A 15,520-nucleotide genomic window follows, 5' to 3' on the forward strand; every position below is an offset into this window, starting at 1 on the left:
GGACGTCCCGCCCGTCACCCGGCGGGCGGGACGTTCTGGTTCCGGCGGAACAGGTTGCCGGGGTCGTACGTCGCCTTCACGGCGGCCAGCCGGTCCCAGGTCGCCCCGGGGTAGGCGGCGCGGACCCGCTCCTGGCCCTCGTCGGCGAGGAAGTTCACGTAGACCCCGGGATCGCCCTGGTCGAGCAGCGCCGCCGTGCCCGCGACCCACTCCGCGCGCCGTACGCGGTCGGCCGGCCCGTCGACGAACGCGGCCACGTTGCCCATCAACCGGGCGGAACGGTGCGCGTACGCGGTGGCCGCGGGGTCGACCCGGGCGATGGCCCCGCCGAGCGCCCGCAGCTGCACGACGCGCATCCCGTCCGCGTCCTCGAGCCGTGCCACGACCCGCTCCGCCAGCGGCAGGTCGACCTCGTCCAGCAGCAGCGTGCGGGAGACGGCCGTCGGGTGGTACTCCGGGTCGGCCGGCGGGAACAGCTCCGGGTAGGGGACCGGGCGGACCAGGTCGGCCAGCGGCTCGCCGAGCGCCCGCAGCGGGGCGAGCACCGCGTCCGCGTCCTCCGCCGGCCCGGACCAGCAGACCAGCGCCATGATCGTGAGGGACCCGTGGTGCTCCGCCGGGACGAAGGGCAGCGGCGGGCAGGGCATGACGTTGACGATCGCGGACAGCTCGTCCGGCGCCGCCCGCGTCGCGGCCAGGAACCCGGCGACCGCCGGGGCCGTGGCGGGGAGCAGCAGCATCCCGCCGACGACGCCGTCCAGCGGGTGCAGCCGGAACTGCATCCGGGTGACCACGCCGAAGTTCCCGCCGCCGCCGCGCAGCGCCCAGAACAGGTCCGGGTGCTGCTCGGCGTCCGCGCGCACCACCCGGCCGTCCGCGAGCACGACGTCCGCCGCGAGCAGGTTGTCGACGGTCAGCCCGTGCGCGCGGGACAGGTAGCCGACGCCGCCGCCGAGCGTGATCCCCGAGACGCCGACCGAGCCGGTGTCCCCGAACCCCACGGCGAGCCCGTGCGCGGCCGTCGCGGCGGTCACGGCCCCGGCGGTCAGGCCGGCCTCCACCCACGCGGTCCGGGCCCCGGGGTCGACGTCGAGCGCCGTGAGGTCGCGCAGGTCGACGACGAGCCCGTCGTCCACCGTGCCGTGGCCGGCGCCGCTGTGCCCGCCGCTGCGCACCGCGAGCGGCAGCCCGGCGTCGCGCGCGAACGTCACCGCCGCCGCGACGTCGGCGTCATCCAGCGGGCGCACCACGACGGCGGGGCGCGGGTCGGTGCCGCCGAGCACCACGACGCGGAGGGCGTCGTAGCCGGGGTCGGCGGGGGTGACCACCCGGCCGCGGACGCGGGCGCGGAGGTCGTCTAGCGCGGTGGAGACGGACACGGCGGGCTCCTGGACGACGGCGGCCGGGACCGGTCCAGCGTCGTCCCGCCGTCCGGGTGGGGGCAAGGGGTTGTGGGTGTTCGTCCCGGAATGCCCGGGTACGCTCGCCCGATGGACCTGCGGTTCAGCGGTGAGGTCGTGTACTGGCGCGGGCCGGCGCCCTACCACTTCGTGCCGATCGGGGAGCAGGAGGCGGCGGCGCTGCGGGCCGCGTCCGCGCTGGTCTCCTACGGGTGGGGCGTGATCCCCGTCGCGGCGACGCTCGGTGCCACCCAGTGGACGACCTCGCTGTTCCCGCGGGACGGCGGGTACCTCGTGCCGATCAAGGACGCGGTGCGCCGGGCCGAGGACGTCGAGGTCGGCGACACGGTGACGCTGCGCCTGGTCGTGGACGCCTGAGCGCGGCATCATCGAGCCCGTGCCCGCTCCCCGCCGCCGTGCGCTCGCCCTGCTCGCCGCCGCGTCGGGGCTCGTCGTCGCCGGGGTCGGCGCCTGGCTGCTGACCCGGCGCGAGTCCGGGTGGTTCGCGTACGCGCCGCTGAGCGAGCAGACGTACCAGCCCGGCTCCGGGTCCGCGGTCGCGGGGATCGCGTGCGTGGTCGTGGGCGCGCTGCTCGTGGCAGCGGCGGGGTGGGTGGCGCTGCGCCGGCGGTGAGCGGGCCGGGGCGCGGCCGCGCGGGGGCGCGTGTCGGCGCTGCTCAGTAGGCTCGCGGTGTCCCGTCACCGACGACCGAAGGACCCCCCCGTGCACACGTTCACCCTCCCCGGCACCGACCTCGTCGTCCCGGACGTCGTCCTCGGGCTGATGCGCATCCAGGACAAGTCCGACGACGAGGTGCGCACCCTCGTCCGGGCCGCCCGGGACGCCGGCATCGCGTTCGTCGACCACGCCGACATCTACGGCGACGAGCTGCACGGCTGCGAGACCCGGTTCGCGGAGGCGATGGACCTCACGCCCGCCCAGCGCGACGAGCTCGTCATCCAGACCAAGTGCGGCATCGTCAAGGACGGCCCGTACTTCGACTTCTCGTACGAGCACATCCTCGAGTCCGTCGAGGGCTCCCTGCGGGCGCTGCGCACCGACCGGATCGACATCCTCCTGCTGCACCGCCCCGACGCGCTGGTGGAGCCCGACGAGGTCGCCCGCGCGTTCGACGAGCTCGCGGCCGCCGGCAAGGTCCGGCACTTCGGCGTCTCGAACCACACGCCCCGGCAGATCGACCTGCTCAAGAAGTCCGTGACGCGGCCGCTGGTCGTCAACCAGGTGCAGCTGAGCATCACGCACTCCCCGCTGATCGCGCAGGGCGTCGCCGCGAACATGGGCGCGCTGGACCAGTCGGTCGAGCGCGACGGCGGGCTGCTCGACTACTGCCGGCTGCACGACATCACGCTGCAGGCCTGGTCGCCGTTCCAGAAGGGGTTCTTCGACGGGGTGTTCCTCGGCGACCGGGAGGCGTACCCCGAGCTGAACGACGCGCTCGACCGGCTGGCCGGGAAGTACGGCGTCACGCCGACGGGGATCGCCACCGCGTGGATCACGCGGCACCCGGCGCAGATGCAGGTCGTGCTGGGGACGACGACGCCGTCGCGGGTCACCGAGGCGGCTGCGGGGTCCGACGTGCGGCTCACGCGGGCGGAGTGGTACGAGCTGTTCCGCGCGGCGGGGCACGTGGTGCCGTGATGCCCAGCGGGATTCACATCGAATCCCACCGCCGGTAGTCTTCCGGTATGAGCACGCAGATCACGGTCCGGCTGCCGGACGAGCTGGTGGGGCTGGTGGACGACCTCGTGGCGTCGGGCGAGGCCCGCAGCCGGGCCTCGGTCGTCGAGCGCGCGCTCGTGCGCGAGCTGCGCCGGGTGCTCATGGAGCGGGACGTCGCCATCCTGCGCGGCGAGATGGGTCGCCCGGACGGCCTGGACGGACTCGCGGCGTGGGCGCAGCAGCAGCCGGTGGGCGGTCTCGACTGATGCGGGCCATCCACCTCGCCGCGCTCGACAAGACGCGCCCGGTCGTGGTGCTCACCCGCGAGCCGGTGCGCCCGTACGTCGGCAGGGTGACCGTCGCGCCGATCACCAGCACCGCACGGGGGCTCGGCACCGAGGTGGCGGTGGGGCCCGAGAACGGGCTCGACGGTGCCTCGGTCGTGAGCTGCGACAACGTGACGACCGTCCCGGTCGGGGCCCTCGGGCGGATGGTCGGCTACCTGTCGCCGGAGCAGGAGCGCGCGCTGGCGCACGCCGTCGCGTACGCGTTCGACCTCGACCTCGGCTGACCCGGTCCGCGCGTGTCGGACCCGTGCGGCACCATCGGGGCATGACCTTCGACTTCGAGGCGCCGCTCTGGGAGTGGGACGCGCGCCGCACCGAGCGGTGGACGTTCGTCAGCGTGCCCGAGGACGCGTCGGACGAGATCCTCGAGCGGGCCGGCGCGTTCGCGCGCGGGTTCGGGTCGCTGCGGGTCGAGGTGACGGTCGGCGGGACGACGTGGCGGACGTCGATCTTCCCGGACAGCAAGCGGAAGGCGTACTCGCTGCCGGTGAAGAAGGCGGTGCGGGCGGCCGAGGGGCTCACCGTCGGCGGGCCGGTGCGGGTGCACCTGCGCGTGCTCGACGTCTGACGTCCGCGCGCCGTCAGTTCACCGCGTCCGCGTCGAACGCGAGCGAGTCGTCCGGGCCGACCTCGACCGCCTCCAACGCGGGGTCGGCGAGCACCGCGTCGACGGCGGCGCGGCTGCCCCCGACGACCGTCGAGTCGTGGTCCACCTCGGTCGAGACGCACCAGGCACGGTCCTCCGGCCAGACGAGCGCCGGTGACTGGCCGTCGTCGTCGAACGGCCCCCGCGCCACGTCCGCCACGGCGTCCAGCGGTCCGGCCAGCAGCAGGTAGCCCCGGTCGGGGAGCCGGAACCTCGGTGCCGCCCACTCGGCGTCGGTGAACGCCCGGGGCAGGGGCTCCACCGCCGTCGTGCGCCCGTCCTCGATCGTCAGCCGGACCGACCCGCCGTTCAGGGCGCCCCAGCCCTCCCACATCGCGATCAGGCACCGGTCCGGCGTCGCGGTGTGCGGGGCCAGCGCCCGGCACAGGGCCCCGAGCTGCGGGAGCGCGAGGCTGCCCGGTCGCGGCTCGCCCTCCGGCCACAGCGCGGACCGCGGGCTCCACGGCTCGGGGCCCTCGTAGCCGATCAGGCGGTGCCACTGCACGAGCGGGTGCACGGTGCGGCCGGTCACCACCGCGACGTCGGCCCACCGCATCGGCAGCCACGGGGCGTCGTCCGCGGCGCCCGGGAGCCGCCCGACGACCGGGTGCAGCACGCGGGCGTACGCGTCGAACCCGCCGGGCAGCAGGCCGGTGACGGTGCCCCAGCCGCCGAGGCGCGGGCGGATCCAGTCGCCCGCCGAGACGTCGTGCAGCACCCGGGCGCGGGCGGTCCACATCCGGCGATCGTCGTGCGCTCGCGGGCCGCTCGCAAGGGGATTGCCCTGGTCAGGCCGCCAGGTCGACGGCGCGCAGGGGCTCGGGGGTCATCACGGGGGCCGCCGGCTCGGCCGCGAGCTGCGCCGCCTCGCGCGCGCGCTGCCGGCGCGCCCGCAGCACCACGGCCACGGCGTGCACGCCCACGAGCGCCCAGACCGCGTTGGTCACCACGGACGGCCAGACGCCGCTGCTCGCGGCGACCAGGCCCATGAAGAGCCCGGACACGACGTTCGCGAGCTGGTACCGCCCGGAGGTGGGGGACCACGTCCCGCGGGTGACGAGGACGTAGGCGACGAGGCACGTGACCGCGCCGACCCAGCCGAGCGCGGTGACGAGAGCGGACACGGGCGTGCTCCAGGACGGACGAGAGGGGTGGAGGGAGGGTCGGCGACCCGCGTCCGGGCTGGTCCGACGGCACCAGTGTGCGTCCCGATCGGGTTCAGCACAATCGAACGATGATGCGACCGGGGTGTAGCCAAACTAAACTAGGATCGCCTGCGTGCCGACCGACCCGCGCCGCCTCGCCGTCCTGCTCGCCGTGCACCGGGCGGGCGGTGTGCTCGCGGCCGCCGACCTGCTGCACGTGACGCCCTCGGCGGTGTCCCAGCAGATCTCGCGGCTCGAGTCGGAGGAGGGCGTGCCGGTGCTCGACCGCGGGCCGCGCGGGGCCACCCTGACGGCCGCGGGGCGCATCCTCGCGGAGGCCGCCGAGCGCATCGAGGCGGAGCTCGTGGAGGCCCGCAAGTCGCTGGCCGAGCTCGGCGGGGAGCTCTCCGGGCGGGTGACCGTGGCGGGGTTCCAGACCGCGATCCGCGCGGTGGTCGCCCCGACGTTCGCCGCCGTCGCCGAGCACCACCCCGGCATCGAGCTGGTGGTCGAGGAGCGCGACCCCGGCGAGTCCATGCGCCGGCTGCGGGAGGGCGACGCGGACGTCGTGCTGCTGGAGCGGGACGAGGACGCCGACACCCACGTGCCGCGCGGGCAGCGGGACGTCGTGCTGCTCGAGGAGCCGTGGCGGCTCGTCCTGCCCGGCGCCGTCGCGACGCCCACGCAGCTCTCCGACCTCGCCGGGGTCACCTGGCTCGCCGCCGAGCCGAACACCGCGGCCGCCCGGGCGATGGGGCGGGTGACTGCCGCCGTCGGGCCGGTCACCGCGCGGCACGTGTACTACGACTTCGACGTCGCGCTCGCGCTGATCGCCGCGGGGCAGGGCGTCGGGCTGCTGCCGGCGCTGGCGCTGCAGGGGGAGCTGCCGGACGGGGTGACCGTCGCGACGGTGCCCGGCCTCGGCTCGCGGCGGCTCGTCGCCCGGCACCGCGCCACCCGGCGGGAGCCGGGGCCGGCCGTCGTCGCGGTGATCGAGGAGCTGCTCGCGGTGGCCTCGGGGCTCGACCTGGTCTGAGGCCCGCGGCGGCCCTGGGGGGCCCGCCGCCGCGTGGCCGCCCCTGCGCCGTCTCCCGTCCCTCCGGCGTCTCCCGTCCCTCCGCCGTCTCCCGTCCCTCCGGCGTCTCCCGTCCCTCGGCCGTGAGTGGAGGGTTCTGCCGGGACACGCCGGGCGTGTCGGGCAGAACCCTCCACTCGGGGCGGGGGTCAGGGCGCGCGGGACCCCGCGGGGCGCGGGGCCGTAGGGGCAGTCGGCGTGGGCGTGGGCGCCGGGTCGGGCGTGGGTGCCGGCTCGGGCTCGGGCGCGGGTGCCGGCTCCGGCATGGGTGCCGGCGCGAACACCAGCCGCCGCTGCACCTGGAAGCTCACCAGGTACAGCGCCGCCTCGGTCAGCACCTTCGCGGGCAGCAGCCCCACGCCCAGTCCGGTGAGCCCCGCCAGCAGCAGGTAGTTCGCCCCCACCAGCATCCCCGCGAGCGCCGCGTACCGCGCCGCCGCCCGCCCGGCCGGCACCCGCCGGCCGCGCCGGAACACGACCCGCCGGTTCACCGCGAAGTTCGCCCCCGCGCTGAGCACCCGGGCCCCGAGCACCGACGCCGCCAGCGACCCGGTGACCGCGTGCAGCGCCAGCAGTGCCAGGGTGTCGACCGCGAACGCCGCGAGCGAGGACGCCGAGAACAGCAGCAGCGGCGCGAGCACCCGCGCGGAGTCCGCGAGCGGCCGGAAGTGGGAGGACGCGTTCGCGTCCAGGTAGATGGTGGCGATCTCGACCTCCTCGACCGGCAGGCCGTCGGCGGCGGCCCGCAGCAGCAGGTTCAGCTCGTACTCGAACCGCTCGCCGCGCACGGACCGCAGCCACGGCAGCAGGGCGGCGGGGTAGCCGCGCAGGCCGGTCTGGGTGTCGCGGAGCCGGAGGCCGGTCGCGAGGTGGAACAGCCGCGCCGTCACGCGGTTGCCGAGCACGGACCGCGCGGGCACCGGCCCGGTGAACGCGCGGATCCCGAGCACGGTCGCGGGCCGGTCCGCCGGCTGGGCGGCGAGCGCAGCGGCCACCCGCAGGACGTCGGCCACCGAGTGCTGCCCGTCGCTGTCGGCGCACACGACGTCCTGCCCGGGGTGCTGCCGCTCCGCGTACGCGAACCCCGTCTTCAGCGCGCAGCCCTTGCCACGGTTCTCCGGGTAGGTCAGCACGGTGCAGCCGGGTCCGCGGACCGCGTCGAACACCGGGCGGTAGGCCGGGCCGCTGCCGTCGTCGACGACCAGGACCCGCACGTCGGGGGCGGTGGCACGCAGGTCGGCGACCAGCCGCACCAGGCGCTCGTCGGGCTCGTAGGCGGGGACCAGGACGATCACGGCTCAGCCCGCGACGTACAGGATGTCGGAGGTGCCGCGCTCGGCGCCGCGGCCGAGGGGGTCGTTCACGAGGGAGCCGTCGAAGTACATGGTCGACGACCCGCCGCCGTCCAGGTTGTACGCGGTCTCGGCCCCGAGGGACTGCATGATCTCCGCGAGACCGGTCATGTCGACGCCCGCGGAGTACCCCGGGGACCGGCCGTCCACGACGACGAACACCAGGTGGTTGTCGTCGACCACGCCCACGGCGGTGCGCGGCTGGTCGCCCTGGATCGAGTGGTTGCCGACGTTGGTGTCGACCTCGACGTCCTCGATCCCGTCGACCACCTCGCCGTCCTCCACGAGCGCCGGGCCGAACGACAGCGTGTTCCACACGCCCGCCGCGAGCAGCTCGTCCGCCGTCGTGGCGGTCTCGTCGTACACCTCGACGTGACCGTCCGTGTAGAAGGCGAGGCCCTCGCGCGCGCCCTCGTCGCGGTAGACGACGCCGTTGCGGATGACGATGCCCGTGTCCCGGAAGCCGTAGTAGTCGCCGTTGATCGCGAACACCGCGTCGTTGTCCTCGGCCATCTCCGAGGTGGTCTGCGTGATGTTGGTGCCGAACTGGTTGTCCGCGAACGCGGAGCGCAGCACGGTCGCGTCGGACAGGACCACGTCGGCGACGTAGTACGTGACCTGGTCGTCGCCGCTGCCGGTGACGACCGTCGAGATGCTGATGCTCGCGTCGTCGGAGTCGTACGTGGTGGCGGTGACGGTGGCGTCGGACGCGTCGGACGCGTCCGAGGAGTCGGCGGAGGAGGAGCCGGACGACGAGCCGGCCTGCGCCGCCTCGTACGCGTCCACGTCGGCGATCTCCACGTGCGCGATCACGTACCGGTTGAGGGCCCAGGCGGTCGTCCCGCCCAGGGTCAGGGCGAGCGCGAGGGCGGTGGCGAGGACGGCCCGGCGCAGCCGGCGGCGGGGTCGGGGTGCGGGGTCTGCGGTCATGGGGACAGGTGTACGGAGCGGGTCCAGGGCCGCCCGGTGCCCCACCTGTGCGGCCCGTGTGAGGCGTCACACGGCCGCGCACACGCCGGGCGTGTTCCGTGGGTCGCACCGGGTCCCGGAACCACCGGGGCCCCGCAGCCACGAAGGTGGAGCGAGACGATGACGGTCATCGGCGGGGCGGTCGCCGACCCCACCCTGCAGGCCCTGAAGGACAAGCACCGCGCCATGTGGGCGCTGGGGGACTACCCGGCGCTCGCGGCGGAGGTGATCGCGGAGCTCGGCCCGACGCTGGTGGACGCCGTGGGCGTCGCGCCGGGGGAGCGGGTGCTGGACGTCGCGGCCGGCAGCGGGAACGCCGCGGTCCCGGCGGCGCTCGCGGGCGCGGACGTCGTGGCGTCCGACCTGACGCCGGCCCTGCTGGACGCCGGCCGGCGGTCGGCCGCCGCGCGCGGGGCGACCCTCGACTGGCGCGAGGCGGACGCGGAGGCGCTGCCGTTCGCGGACGACGCGTTCGACGTCGTGCTGTCCTGCGTGGGCGTGATGTTCGCCCCGCGGCACGCGGCCGCGGCGTGGGAGCTCACCCGCGTGTGCCGCCCGGGCGGCCGGATCGGGCTGATCGCCTGGACGCCGGGCGGGTTCATCGGGCAGATGTTCGCCGCGATGAAGCCGTACGCCCCGGCCCCGCCGCCCGGCGCGCAGCCGCCGCCGCTGTGGGGGGACGAGCAGCACGTCCGGGACCTGCTCGGGGACCGGGTCGCCGGGGTGCGCGCCGAGCGGCGCACGCTGACGGTCGACGCGTTCGCGACGCCCGAGGAGTTCCGGGACTACTTCAAGGCCCGCTACGGCCCGACGATCGCGGTGTACCGCGCGGTCGCGGACGACCCGGACCGGACGGCGGCGCTCGACGCGGACCTGGCCGCGCTGGGCGCGCGGTTCGCCCGGACCGCGGGCGGGCGGACGGTGCTCGACTGGGAGTACCTGCTCGTCACCGCGGACGTCCGGGGGTAGGCGCCCTTGACGGGCGGGACGGCCGGGCGGCAGTGTGATCGACGTCACACCCGCCCGGCCGTCCGACGTCCAGGAGTGCGCCATGCCCGTCCGACTCAACCCGTACCTCGGCTTCCGTGACACCGCCCGCGAGGCGATGGAGTTCTACCAGTCCGTGTTCGGCGGCGACCTGACCGTCAGCACCTTCGGCGACTTCCAGGCCGGCGACGACCCGGCCGAGAAGGACAAGGTCATGCACTCCCAGCTCGAGACCCCGAACGGGCTCGTGCTCATGGCCGCCGACACCCCGAACGCCATGGCGTACACGCCGGGCGACAACTTCTCCGTGTCCCTCAGCGGCGGTGCCGACGCCGACGCGGAGCTGCGCGGCTACTGGGACAAGCTGGTCGACGGCGGGACGGTGGTCGAGCCGCTGGCCACCGCGCCCTGGGGCGACGCCTTCGGGATGCTCACCGACAAGCACGGCGTGACGTGGCTGGTGAACATCGCGGGAGACGCCGCCTAGGGGCGCGTGACCGGGGGCATCGCCCTGCTCGGCCCGCCGGGCGTGCAGCGGGCCGGCTCGGTCGCGTCCGGGCCCGTCCCGGCGCCGGCGCCGCGGGGCAGCAAGGCGTGGCTGCTGCTCGCGTACCTCGTGCTCGCGCAGCGCCCGGTGCCGCGCAGCCGGCTCGCGGACCTGCTGGTGGACGACGCCGACGACCCCGGGGCGGCGCTGCGCTGGAACCTCTCGCAGCTGCGCCGGGCGCTGGACGGCGTCGCCGACCTCGGCGGTGACCCGCTGACGCTGACCCTCCACCCCGGGACCGTCGTGGACGTGCGGGTGCTCGGCTCGGGGTCCTGGGCCGAGGCGCTGGCCCTGCCGGGGTTCGGCGGGGCGCTGCTGGAGGGCATCACGCCGCGCGGCAGCGCCGCCCTGGAGCTGTGGCTCGCGGCCGAGCGGGAGCGGGTCGCGGGGATGACGGCCGCGATCCTGCACGAGGCGGCGCACGCCCGGCTGGCCCGGGGCGAGGCGGGCTCGGCCGTCGACCTGGCGGGCCGGCTGGTCGCCGCCGAGCCGCTCGCCGAGCGCGGGCACGAGCTGTGGGTCCGCGCCCTGGTCGCGGCGGGCGACCGGGCGGGGGCCGAGCGCCGGGCCGCGGAGTGCCGGGCGCTGTTCCGCCGGGAGCTCGGCGTCGAGCCGTCCCCGGCGCTCGCCGCGGCGCTGCGCCCCCGCCCGGCGCCGGAGCCCGCCCGCTCGCCCGCGGCCGTGGACGCCGCGGTCGAGGGCGGCGAGAACGCGGCGCACGTCGGGGCGTACGAGCGGGCGATCGACCTGCTCCGCTCCGGGGTGCACGGCGCCCGGGCGCTGGGGGACGACGCCCGGCTGGCACAGGCGCTCGGGTCGCTCGGGCGGGTGCTGGTGCACGGCGTGCGCGGCAGCGACGAGGAGGCGATCACCGTCCTGCACGAGGCGCTGGACGTCGCGCGCCGCGCCGGCGCCCGGGACGTCGCCGCCCGCGCCGCGCTCGAGCTCGGGCACGTCGAGACGCTCCGCGGCCGGTACCCGCGGTCGGCCGTCTGGTTCGGGCGGGCGACCCGGCTCGGCGGCGACGACCCGCGGCTGCGCGCCTGGGTCGGGGTGTTCGACGGCATCGGGCGCACCGACCAGGGCGACTACGCCGACGCGGTGGGGGTGCTGGACGCCGCGGTCGCGGACGCGCGCGCCGCGGGCGACCAGCGCGCCGAGGCGTACGCGCTCACGGCGCTGGGGCGGCTGCGGGTGCTGCGGGACGAGCGGGACCCGGCCCTCGCGGTGCTGGACCGGGCGTGCGCGGTCGCGCAGGACCTCGGCTGGACGTCGTTCCTGCCGTTCCCGCGGACCCAGCGCGCCGAGGTGCTGCTGCGGGCCGGCGACCTGGACGCCGCCGAGGCCGGGCTGGAGGGCGCGTACGCGCTCGCGTGCCAGGTCGGCGACCCGTGCTGGGAGAGCTACGCGCTGCGGGGCCGCGGGCTGCTCGCGGCGGCCCGGGGCGACGAGGCGACCGCGCTCGACCTGCTGACCGACGCCCCCGAGGCCGGCCGGCGGCAGCGCGACGCGCACGCGTGGGTGGAGGCGCACTGCCTGGACGCGCTCTGCGGGTACGCCGTCCCGCGCGGGCTGCCGTCCGCCGCGGGCTGGGTCGCGGAGCTCGAGGCGTTCGCGGCGCGGCGGGGCATGCGGGAGCTGGTCGCCCGCGCGGCCGGCCACCGCGCGGCCCTGGGCCAGGCGGGCGCCGCGGAGCACGCGGCGGCCCTGCGCGCGGCGATCGACAACCCGGCCCTCCCCGCACTGCCCGCCCCGGCCACGCCGAGACTGCCGTAGGTGCTGCCTCACGCGCCCTTGGCGTCAGGTGGTTGTTGCAACGTGGTCCTCACCGGGAGGGTGCGTGGCATGGCTGGTTCGAGGTTGTCGCTGCAGGAGCGGGCGCAGATCGAGGTGTTGTTCGGTCAGGGGCTGACGTTCCCGGCGATCGGTCGGGCGATCGGGCGTGATCGCTCGACGGTCTGGCGTGAGGTCACGCGGAACAACTCCTACCGGGGTATGCACTTGGGTGGGGCCGGGTCGCGGCATCCTGGTGGTGCTCATTCGGGTCGGGCCGGTCGCGGCGGGGCCTACCGGTGGGTCTACGCCCACGGCAACGCCCACGCCCGGGCCGCCCGGCGCGCGCGGCGCCCCCGGGCCGGCAAGCTGATCGGGAACGCGAACGTCAAGGGTCGCGCGCCGTTCCCGGGTCGACTCTGGCCGGTGGTCGCCGCCAAGCTCGCGCAACGGTGGTCGCCTCGGCAGATCGCACACTGGTTGCGTCAGGAGTTCCCCGACCGACCGGAGCAGTGGGTGTCCCACGAGACGATCTACCAGGCGATCTACTACCAGGCCCGCGGCGGGATGCGCGCGGAGCTGGACCGGCAGGTCGCGCTGCGCTCGGGGCGCGCAGCGCGCCGACCTCAGTCACGGGTTGCGTCGGCCGGCCGGGGCGCGAAGACCTGGATCGGGGACCTGAACATCTCGACCAGACCCGCCGAGGCCGCTGATCGGGCGGTCCCGGGGCACTGGGAAGGTGACCTGGTGATCGGGGCGCGGGGGTCCTCGGCGATCATCACGCTGGTCGAGCGGTCCACCCGGTTCGTGATGCTGGGGGCGCTGCCGAACTCCCGGGTCTCCGAGGAGGTCACCCGGGTCCTGATCGACCTGATGGGCCGGGTCCCGGGCGAGCTGGCCAAGACCTTGACCTGGGACCAGGGATCCGAGATGGCCCAGCACGCGGCGTTCACCCTGGCCACAGGCTGCCGGGTGTTCTTCTGCGACCCGCACTCGCCCTGGCAGCGCGGAAGCAACGAGAACACCAACGGGCTGCTGCGCCAGTACTTCCCCCGGTCCTCGACCGACTTCCGCACCTACACCCAGGACGACCTCGACGCCGTCGCCCGCGAGCTCAACGGCCGACCCCGCGAAACCCTCGGCTGGCAGAATCCCGCACAACGACTCAACGACCTACTCGTTGCAACCGCCGCCTGAAACCGCCGCCCCGGGACCAGCACCTGCTGCAGTCTCGGCGCCCGGTGCGCGGGGGCGGGGCGGGCTCCCGGCGGGCGGGTCAGAGGCCCGGGGCGCAGGGGCCGCGGCCGACCGCCGCGAGGCCCGCGAGGTCGCCCTGCTGGAACGTGTCCACCGGGGTCACCGGGTGCATCAGCTGCGTGGGGTCGTCGACGTGGTCCAGCCCGACCAGGTGCGCCACCTCGTGCCGCAGCACCGGCAGGTACCCGCCGGGCCGGTCGAGCAGCGTGACGTCGAGGTAGACGCTCCCGGAGACGATGAACGCCTCCGCGGACACCGGGTCGGCCATCATCAGCGTGTGCGCGACGCCCGCGACGTCGCCGGCCAGGTCGGGGACGGTGGCCTCGTCGGTGAACCGGACGAGCACCGGCGCCCAGCGGTCGCCGAAGACCTCCGGCTGGAAGGGGTCCCGGTCCGCGGAGGCCGCCTCGGTGACCGTCCCGTCGTCGGCGAGGACCAGGCCCGTGGCCGCGGACACCTCCGCGAGCACGCCCTGCACCTGGGTCGCGAAGTCGGACGGCGCGCCCGCGGGGTCGACGACCACGTGCACCGGACGGCAGGGCGACCAGCCGACCGGGGCGGGCTCGCCGTCCGGGCCCGGGCGCGTCTCCAGGAACGCGTACGTGCCGCCGGGCGCCGCGACGGTGACCTCCGGGGCGAGGCGCGACCCGGCCTCCTCGACGCCCGGGCGCGGGTGGTCGCGGGCCGTCGCCGGCACCAGTCCGGACAGCCACGGCAGCCGGCCCTCCGCGATCGTGGGGAGCCACTGCGCCCCGTACACCGCGGCCAGCACCCCGACGACCAGCCACGGCAGGACCACGGCCGACCGCGACCGGCGGCGCGGCGGCTCGGCCGGCACCCACCCCCGCGGGTCCGACGGCGCCGGCCACCCGGGCGGCGGGCGACGACGGCGGGAGGGCATCCCTGCTCATCGGCGCGCGGGCGCCCCCGGTTGAGGGGACCGGGAGCGGGTCAGTCCTCCGGCTCCTCCAGCAGGCCGCCGCCGACCCAGTCGTCGATCGCCCACTCGTCGGCCTCGGAGAGCTCCATCCGCGCGCCGCGGCACAGCCCGATGACGTTGTCCGCCCAGGCCTCCGCGACGTCCTCGGCGGTGACCTCGGCGTCGAGCTCGAGCCCGACGTACAGCACGCCCGAGATGACGAAGTTCACCGTGGAGCGCCCGACCGCCGCGCCCGCCTCCTGGCAGGCGTCGCGGACCCGGCGCGCGGTGGCGGCGCGCTCGAACGGGTGGGCCCGGACGTCCTCGGCCAGCGCGGTGAGCAGGACGCGGTAGTTGTCCCGGCTCAGGCCCGGGGTGTCGGTCACGGAGATGACCTGGCGCTGGAGGGCCGTCGGGTCGGTGCCGGGTGCGGGGGCGGCGGCGCCCGGCAGGTCCGCCTCGCCGAAGCGCTTGGGGTCCCACACGTAGCCGGGGGAGGGTCGCGCGGCGACGCCGAGCTCCGGGACGGCCTGCGCGAGCCACGGCAGGAACCCGCCCGCGCCCGCCCAGCGGGTCGCCGGCAGGGTCGGGTCGGCCTGCTGCGCGGCCTGCGCGACGGCACCCGTCGGGACGGGGCGGTCGGCCGAGCGCACGCGCTGCAGGACGGCGCGGCGCGCAGCGAGCGACCCGGCGCCGGTCGCGTCGGTCGCGGTCGCGGTCGCGGTCGCGGGAGTCGCCGCGGGAGCGGCGGACGGCGTGGCGGGCGGGGGCTCGGTCGCGACCTGCGGCTCGGCCTCCGCCTCCGCGGCCGCCGCCGGGCCGCCGACGGTCACCAGGTCGGCGAGCTCGTCGGCGTTGATGACCGTGTCCGCCACGGCGCGGTAGGCGCTCGCCGCGGGACTGGCCGTGATGATCGTGACCCGGCGGTCCGCGGCGCGGCAGCGCTGGGCGAGCGGGGTGAAGTCGGCGTCCGCGGACACGATGACGAACTCGTCGTACCGCGCGTCGGCGGCCAGCGCGTCGACCGCGTCGAGCACGAGGTTGATGTCCGCGCTGCTCTTGCCCTGCTGGGTGAGCGACGGGCAGTCGACCACCTGGAAGCCGGCGCGCGTGAAGTTCGGCCGGAACCGGGAGTACACGGACGGGTTGAGGTAGCAGGCGCGCACGAGGAACCGGCGGGCGAAGTCGCCGTCGGCGTCCGAGCCGGACTCGAGCTCGCCGAGCCAGTGGCCGGGGTCGGTCGCGAACGCCTCGGCGGCGTCCGGGTCCAGGCGGCGCAGCCCGATGTAGACGTTGTCGAAGTCGACGAACAGGGCGGTGCGCAGGCGGCGCGCGGGGCCGGGGACCAGGTCGGTGCTCACCAGGACATCTTGCCCTCGCCGGGCGGTGCGCCGCCGGGCGGACGCGCGCGGACGGCCCCGC

At 76.3% G+C, this 15,520-nt stretch carries 18 protein-coding genes; 11 read left to right on the forward strand and 7 right to left on the reverse strand.

All coding sequences use genetic code 11. The features are described from left to right. Positions 1-14: 14 nt before the first annotated feature. A complete protein-coding gene (locus tag HNR08_RS14495; protein WP_146840729.1) occupies positions 15-1,379 on the reverse strand; it encodes an FAD-binding oxidoreductase in 1,365 nt (454 codons plus the stop codon). A gap of 111 nt (positions 1,380-1,490) precedes the next feature. Between HNR08_RS14495 and HNR08_RS14500 the strand changes: the two genes are divergently transcribed. From HNR08_RS14500 to HNR08_RS14525, 6 genes are all read left to right on the forward strand, one after another. Continuing rightward, positions 1,491-1,778, forward strand: a complete 288-nt coding sequence (locus tag HNR08_RS14500) for a DUF1905 domain-containing protein (RefSeq protein ID WP_146840728.1) — start codon at positions 1,491-1,493, stop codon at positions 1,776-1,778. Positions 1,779-1,797: 19 nt separating this feature from the next. Beyond that, on the forward strand, positions 1,798-2,034 hold the full coding sequence (locus HNR08_RS14505; protein ID WP_146840727.1) for a hypothetical protein: 237 nt from the start codon (positions 1,798-1,800) through the stop codon (positions 2,032-2,034). A gap of 90 nt (positions 2,035-2,124) precedes the next feature. Further along, positions 2,125-3,060, forward strand: a complete 936-nt coding sequence (locus HNR08_RS14510) for an aldo/keto reductase (protein WP_146840726.1) — start codon at positions 2,125-2,127, stop codon at positions 3,058-3,060. Positions 3,061-3,107: 47 nt separating this feature from the next. Beyond that, entirely contained in the window at positions 3,108-3,347 is a 240-nt protein-coding gene (locus tag HNR08_RS14515) for a ribbon-helix-helix domain-containing protein (protein ID WP_146840725.1), read from the forward strand. Then, the gene (locus HNR08_RS14520) at positions 3,347-3,652 is read left to right on the forward strand and encodes a type II toxin-antitoxin system PemK/MazF family toxin (RefSeq protein WP_146840724.1); all 306 of its coding nucleotides are present in this window, start codon (positions 3,347-3,349) and stop codon (positions 3,650-3,652) included. The genes HNR08_RS14515 and HNR08_RS14520 overlap by 1 nt, the downstream gene beginning before the upstream one ends. Before the next feature lie 41 nt (positions 3,653-3,693). Then, positions 3,694-3,996 (forward strand): DUF1905 domain-containing protein, encoded by a 303-nt coding sequence (locus tag HNR08_RS14525; protein WP_146840723.1) that lies wholly within the window; start codon positions 3,694-3,696, stop codon positions 3,994-3,996. Positions 3,997-4,009: 13 nt separating this feature from the next. Here HNR08_RS14525 and HNR08_RS14530 read toward each other — a convergent pair whose 3' ends face one another. Beyond that, a complete protein-coding gene (locus HNR08_RS14530) occupies positions 4,010-4,813 on the reverse strand; it encodes a hypothetical protein (protein WP_146840722.1) in 804 nt (267 codons plus the stop codon). A gap of 49 nt (positions 4,814-4,862) precedes the next feature. After that, on the reverse strand, positions 4,863-5,198 hold the full coding sequence (locus HNR08_RS14535; RefSeq protein WP_183835090.1) for a CBU_0592 family membrane protein: 336 nt from the start codon (positions 5,196-5,198) through the stop codon (positions 4,863-4,865). Positions 5,199-5,352: 154 nt separating this feature from the next. On the opposite strand from HNR08_RS14535, the gene HNR08_RS14540 reads away from it, so the two are divergent. Further along, positions 5,353-6,255: a LysR substrate-binding domain-containing protein gene (locus HNR08_RS14540; protein ID WP_168431388.1), complete on the forward strand. Its 903-nt coding sequence runs from the start codon at positions 5,353-5,355 to the stop codon at positions 6,253-6,255. Between the two features lie 188 nt (positions 6,256-6,443). Here HNR08_RS14540 and HNR08_RS14545 read toward each other — a convergent pair whose 3' ends face one another. Both HNR08_RS14545 and HNR08_RS14550 read right to left on the reverse strand, forming a co-directional pair. After that, a complete protein-coding gene (locus tag HNR08_RS14545; protein WP_146840833.1) occupies positions 6,444-7,589 on the reverse strand; it encodes a glycosyltransferase family 2 protein in 1,146 nt (381 codons plus the stop codon). A gap of 3 nt (positions 7,590-7,592) precedes the next feature. Next, positions 7,593-8,576, reverse strand: coding sequence for a phosphodiester glycosidase family protein (locus HNR08_RS14550; protein ID WP_146840832.1), 984 nt, complete (start codon positions 8,574-8,576; stop codon positions 7,593-7,595). A gap of 159 nt (positions 8,577-8,735) precedes the next feature. On the opposite strand from HNR08_RS14550, the gene HNR08_RS14555 reads away from it, so the two are divergent. The 4 genes from HNR08_RS14555 to HNR08_RS14570 all read left to right on the forward strand — a co-directional run bounded on the left by HNR08_RS14555 (position 8,736) and on the right by HNR08_RS14570 (position 13,119). Continuing rightward, on the forward strand, positions 8,736-9,584 hold the full coding sequence (locus tag HNR08_RS14555; protein WP_146840831.1) for a class I SAM-dependent methyltransferase: 849 nt from the start codon (positions 8,736-8,738) through the stop codon (positions 9,582-9,584). An 82-nt stretch (positions 9,585-9,666) separates the two neighbouring features. Beyond that, positions 9,667-10,089 (forward strand): VOC family protein, encoded by a 423-nt coding sequence (locus HNR08_RS14560; RefSeq protein ID WP_146840830.1) that lies wholly within the window; start codon positions 9,667-9,669, stop codon positions 10,087-10,089. A gap of 6 nt (positions 10,090-10,095) precedes the next feature. Continuing rightward, complete coding sequence (locus tag HNR08_RS14565) at positions 10,096-11,925, forward strand: AfsR/SARP family transcriptional regulator (RefSeq protein ID WP_146840829.1); 1,830 nt, start codon at positions 10,096-10,098, stop codon at positions 11,923-11,925. 69 nt (positions 11,926-11,994) lie between these two features. Continuing rightward, entirely contained in the window at positions 11,995-13,119 is a 1,125-nt protein-coding gene (locus tag HNR08_RS14570; protein ID WP_183834709.1) for an IS30 family transposase, read from the forward strand. 79 nt (positions 13,120-13,198) lie between these two features. On the opposite strand, the gene HNR08_RS14575 is transcribed toward HNR08_RS14570, so the two are convergent. Both HNR08_RS14575 and HNR08_RS14580 read right to left on the reverse strand, forming a co-directional pair. After that, the gene (locus tag HNR08_RS14575; RefSeq protein ID WP_186812768.1) at positions 13,199-14,080 is read right to left on the reverse strand and encodes a peptidase M10A and M12B matrixin and adamalysin; all 882 of its coding nucleotides are present in this window, start codon (positions 14,078-14,080) and stop codon (positions 13,199-13,201) included. A gap of 50 nt (positions 14,081-14,130) precedes the next feature. Beyond that, complete coding sequence (locus HNR08_RS14580) at positions 14,131-15,459, reverse strand: NYN domain-containing protein (RefSeq protein ID WP_146838200.1); 1,329 nt, start codon at positions 15,457-15,459, stop codon at positions 14,131-14,133. Positions 15,460-15,520 lie beyond the last annotated feature (61 nt).

This window comes from Cellulomonas hominis, assembly GCF_014201095.1.
GTDB classification, from domain to species: domain Bacteria; phylum Actinomycetota; class Actinomycetes; order Actinomycetales; family Cellulomonadaceae; genus Cellulomonas; species Cellulomonas hominis.

What these genes read in the sequence shown, in the direction of transcription:
- HNR08_RS14550 (WP_146840832.1), bottom strand. Translation starts at nt 8,576, where the DNA reads ATGACCGCAGACCCCGCACCCCGACCCCGCCGCCGGCTGCGCCGGGCC.
- HNR08_RS14575 (WP_186812768.1), bottom strand. Translation starts at nt 14,080, where the DNA reads ATGCCCTCCCGCCGTCGTCGCCCGCCGCCCGGGTGGCCGGCGCCGTCG.
- HNR08_RS14555 (WP_146840831.1), top strand. Translation starts at nt 8,736, where the DNA reads ATGACGGTCATCGGCGGGGCGGTCGCCGACCCCACCCTGCAGGCCCTG.
- HNR08_RS14520 (WP_146840724.1), top strand. Translation starts at nt 3,347, where the DNA reads ATGCGGGCCATCCACCTCGCCGCGCTCGACAAGACGCGCCCGGTCGTG.
- HNR08_RS14500 (WP_146840728.1), top strand. Translation starts at nt 1,491, where the DNA reads ATGGACCTGCGGTTCAGCGGTGAGGTCGTGTACTGGCGCGGGCCGGCG.
- HNR08_RS14525 (WP_146840723.1), top strand. Translation starts at nt 3,694, where the DNA reads ATGACCTTCGACTTCGAGGCGCCGCTCTGGGAGTGGGACGCGCGCCGC.
- HNR08_RS14515 (WP_146840725.1), top strand. Translation starts at nt 3,108, where the DNA reads ATGAGCACGCAGATCACGGTCCGGCTGCCGGACGAGCTGGTGGGGCTG.
- HNR08_RS14560 (WP_146840830.1), top strand. Translation starts at nt 9,667, where the DNA reads ATGCCCGTCCGACTCAACCCGTACCTCGGCTTCCGTGACACCGCCCGC.
- HNR08_RS14530 (WP_146840722.1), bottom strand. Translation starts at nt 4,813, where the DNA reads ATGTGGACCGCCCGCGCCCGGGTGCTGCACGACGTCTCGGCGGGCGAC.
- HNR08_RS14570 (WP_183834709.1), top strand. Translation starts at nt 11,995, where the DNA reads ATGGCTGGTTCGAGGTTGTCGCTGCAGGAGCGGGCGCAGATCGAGGTG.